Raw genomic sequence first — 3,888 nt, forward strand, 5'->3', positions numbered from 1 at the left:
AAATGAATTCTTCAAAATGGACAGCATTTGCGATTATTTATCAAATTGTTTTTGCATATTTAATATCGTTTATGGTATATCAATTCTTAAATGTGTTGGCAGTAAAACAACCATTCACAATTATGACAGCAATAGCACTTGTAGTGTTAGTTGGAATGTTGTATATGATATTTAGAAAAGATAAATATAAAAACAATGAATCAAAAAGAGCAGTAGAATAGATTTAGAATTAAAAAGAAGGTGATTTTTTGAATATAGCAGATATAGTAGTATTATCAATAATTGTCGTAGCAATTGTGTTTGCAGTACGTCGTATGATTAAAAAAGGTGGTAGCTGCGATTGCGGTTCCACTTCTTGCCCTCATTCTAAAAATTACAATAAACAATAAAAAAAGCGTGGCCTTTAGCATAGGTCACGCTTTGTTATTGTCCTGAATTTTTTCGGTGTAATTTGTTTTATGTTTTTAAACTGTTGACAAAAATACGAATCAGATTGAAACCCAACTTCCTTTGAAATCTCACTAATAGATTTGTCGGTGTAAGTCAAAAGTAGTAGACTCTTTTCTATTCTAAAAGTAGTCAAAATATTTGGAAGATTGGTTCCAGTATTCTGACAAATCAATGTCGACAAATAGCTTTTGGATACGTGCAAGTGATCAGATAGAATATCCAAAGAAATTTTTTGTTCACTGTTATTGTAAATGTAATCCAACGCTCTTCTGATTAATGGGTTTTCACAACCTTTTGTAAATATATTTTGGTTTGTAGTGTAATATTCTACGATTTCGTGAAGTATTTCACTGTTGTTTTCAGTTTCATTATTTTCTACTTTATATAATAGTTTGTTTTTTTCGTTTTCACAATATTTTAAACTTTGAGAATCGTTTATATTTTTCACCTGATTCCATGAAAATATAGCCAACAACTGAATAATTGTGTTCTTTTGGGATCTAATATTAGTTTCAGAATCTTCCCAATTTTTTAATAACTCATCAGCCAAATCATGTGCTTTTTTGTTTGATTTTAGCTGAACAGCCTTTATTAACTTTGATTCCAATTCGAACATATACAATTCCTTTCATTATTTTAGAGTGTTACGAACTAATTATATAACTAATTTGCTTGAAATTGCAAGAAATGATATATTTTTGCAATTTGATTTGATTTTAATATATAATTAATGAAGAGGTAATTATGAAAAGAATTTTAATTTTGTGTATGTGTTTGTTGCTTTTATCGACAAAATCATTTGCGAATACGGATGTAGTTCTGGATAAAATAATTGAGAAAGACGTCTCCGATTTGTCAGAAAAATTGACGGAAGAAGTTTACGATAAAAATGCGAACTTAGTCATAGTAAATGAAAAAAAAGAAAGCGATATAATTTCAGCTCTAAGCTTTGCGTATAAGAATAAAGCTGCGATTTTGCTTATTCAAAATGATGGAGCATATATAAAGAAAGAAAGTCCAATATTAAAAGAAGTTAATAGGTTGAAAGCAAAAAACGTGTATATAATTGGTGGACCCAAATCAGTTTCAGAAGAAATTGCTGATAACTTGAAATTGAGTGGTTTGTTAGTTACAAGAATTGACGGCAGAGATCGTGTAGAAGTATCCAAGAATGTCATCAAAGAGAACACGAATCTTAATCCTACAGATACTTTAGTTATTAGCGATTTGTCTAATTTCAATTTTGTTCAAGCGAAGATGGGTTACTATCTTAAAAATGGATACGCGATTACATTTGTACAAGGTAAGAAATTTGACGAATCAATTACCAAATTTGCTATTGACAAGGGGATTTCAAATATTTTGATTGACCAACCGACATCTATAATAAGTAGGGAATACGATGAAAAGTTAAAGCAAAATGGTTTTAAAGTGACACGAAATGATTACAGATCGGTCTATGATGCAAACTATGCTCAAAACTCAGATATCAAGTATTCTAAAATTATTTTTACAGAATATAAAGATATCAGAACATCTTTATTGGCATCATATGTGAGTCTACAAAAAAATTACGTAAATATTTTGGTAAATGAAGGAAATGTAGACAAGACTACCAATAAACTTCTCACGACATCTATACAAAACGGTGCATATATTGGAAAAGGGGAAGATAATTTCGAAAAATTAGCAAAAAAATTGGATTTATACTACAAAGTTGAACAAAAATGACAGTTTTTTAATCATTTTAGCTAAAAAACTTTAAAAAAAATGGTATTTAGGGTATAATATTAGCTGGAATTTCTATTTTAAGTGAAATTAATTTAAGTTTTAAATAAAAATTAGGAGGAAAGTATGAGCGCAGTGCTTGTAAGTAAAGAAAATAATCAAGCGGTATTCACATGTGAAATACCTGCAGAAGATTTCAATAACGCAATTGAGGAAAGTTATAAAAAGAATAGATCTAGATTTAGTTTAAAAGGATTTAGAAAAGGTAAAGTTCCAAGAAAAATGTTGGAAAGAGCTTATGGTGAAGGATTATTCTACGAAGATGCTGTAAATCTTTTATTACCAGGAATTTACGAAAAAGCTATCGAAGAATTAGAATTAGAACCAGTTTCTCAACCTGACATCGATCTTGATGACATTACTGAAAACAATGATGTAAAAGTAAAATTCACTGTTGATTTGAAACCAGAATTCGAATTAGGTGATTATTCTAATCTTTCAGCAGAAATCGAAGAATACAAAGTAACTGATTCTGATGTTGATTTGAAAATTAACCACGAATTAGAATCAAACGCAAGAGTTCAAGAAGTTGAAGGAAGAGAAGCTAAGGAAAATGACACTGTTTCTATCAATTTCAAAGGATTTGTAGAAGATAAAGCATTTGACGGTGGCGAAGCAGAAGATTACGAATTAGTTTTAGGTTCACACACATTTATTCCAGGATTTGAAGAACAAATCGTAGGTCACAATGTTGGAGATGAATTTGACGTTAATGTTAAATTCCCAGAAGATTACCACGAAGATTCTTTAAAGGGAAAAGATGCTAAATTTGAATGCAAAATCAACTCAATCAAAGAAAAAGTATTGCCTGAATTAGATGATGAATTTGTAAAAGACGTTTCTGAATTCGATACTCTTGACGAATACAAGAAAGACATCAAAGAACACTTAGAAAAAGACAACGAACAAAGACAATTAGTTGAAAAACAAAATAAATCTGTAGAAGCTTTGATTGATGCTACTGAAATTTCAGTTCCAGAATCTATGATTGACAACGAAGTAAACCGTCAATTCCAAGATTTTGCAAGAAGAGTTCAACAAATGGGTTTAAATACAGATCAATACTTCCAAATCACTAACACTTCAGAAGAAGATGTTAAAAACGAATTAAGAGCTAACGCTGAATTAAAGGTTAAAGGTGATTTGGTATTAGAAAAATATATAGAAAAAGAAAACATCGAATCAACAGATGAAGAATTAGATGAACAATTAAAAGAATTCGCTAAAGTTTACGGACAAGATGACGAAGAAAAATTCATCGAAGAATTCAAAAACAGTCCAAATGTAGAATTCTTAAAAGAAGACATCAAGAGAAAGAAAGCTTTAGAAAAATTAGTAGAAATCACTAAATTTGAAACAAAGAAAGCTGAAGACACAAAAGAAGATAAATAATATATCAATAAATTAGAATTAATAATAGGAGGTTATTATTATGCCATCTTTAGTACCAATGGTTGTAGAACAAAGTAATAGAGGTGAAAGATCTTACGATATTTTCTCTCGACTTTTAAAAGAAAGAATTATTTTCGTCACAGGCGAAGTTAATGATCAGATGGCGGATCTTGTTATAGCTCAATTATTGTTCTTAGAAAGTGAAGATCCAAAAAAGGATATTCAATTATATATCAATTCACCAGGAGGTTCTGTAAG

General features: G+C 29.7%; 5 protein-coding genes and 1 pseudogene. 5 read left to right on the forward strand and 1 reads right to left on the reverse strand.

Annotated features, from left to right (window positions below; genetic code table 11):
* Both KHW44_RS07245 and KHW44_RS07250 read left to right on the forward strand, forming a co-directional pair.
* A pseudogene (locus KHW44_RS07245) lies at nucleotides 1–221 on the forward strand (ferrous iron transporter B); the annotation flags it as partial.
* 27 nt (nucleotides 222–248) lie between these two features.
* Complete coding sequence (locus KHW44_RS07250; protein WP_304067782.1) at nucleotides 249–389, forward strand: FeoB-associated Cys-rich membrane protein; 141 nt, start codon at nucleotides 249–251, stop codon at nucleotides 387–389.
* Nucleotides 390–403: 14 nt separating this feature from the next.
* Here the strand turns inward: KHW44_RS07250 and KHW44_RS07255 are convergent, their stop codons facing one another.
* Nucleotides 404–1,066: an AraC family transcriptional regulator gene (locus tag KHW44_RS07255; protein ID WP_304067785.1), complete on the reverse strand. Its 663-nt coding sequence runs from the start codon at nucleotides 1,064–1,066 to the stop codon at nucleotides 404–406.
* Between the two features lie 128 nt (nucleotides 1,067–1,194).
* On the opposite strand from KHW44_RS07255, the gene KHW44_RS07260 reads away from it, so the two are divergent.
* The 3 genes from KHW44_RS07260 to KHW44_RS07270 all read left to right on the forward strand — a co-directional run.
* Nucleotides 1,195–2,181 (forward strand): cell wall-binding repeat-containing protein, encoded by a 987-nt coding sequence (locus tag KHW44_RS07260; protein ID WP_304067788.1) that lies wholly within the window; start codon nucleotides 1,195–1,197, stop codon nucleotides 2,179–2,181.
* A gap of 123 nt (nucleotides 2,182–2,304) precedes the next feature.
* Complete coding sequence (gene tig, locus KHW44_RS07265; protein ID WP_304067792.1) at nucleotides 2,305–3,630, forward strand: trigger factor; 1,326 nt, start codon at nucleotides 2,305–2,307, stop codon at nucleotides 3,628–3,630.
* Nucleotides 3,631–3,670: 40 nt separating this feature from the next.
* The coding region (locus KHW44_RS07270; protein ID WP_304067795.1) for an ATP-dependent Clp protease proteolytic subunit at nucleotides 3,671–3,888 on the forward strand (218 nt) is incomplete at its 3' end.

It is taken from the genome of Finegoldia magna, assembly GCF_018371055.1.
Lineage (GTDB): Bacteria > Bacillota > Clostridia > Tissierellales > Peptoniphilaceae > Finegoldia > Finegoldia magna_I.

Coding starts and splice junctions, on each gene's coding strand:
- KHW44_RS07260 (WP_304067788.1), top strand. CDS start 1,195: ATGAAAAGAATTTTAATTTTGTGTATGTGTTTGTTGCTTTTATCGACA.
- tig (WP_304067792.1), top strand. CDS start 2,305: ATGAGCGCAGTGCTTGTAAGTAAAGAAAATAATCAAGCGGTATTCACA.
- KHW44_RS07255 (WP_304067785.1), bottom strand. CDS start 1,066: ATGTTCGAATTGGAATCAAAGTTAATAAAGGCTGTTCAGCTAAAATCA.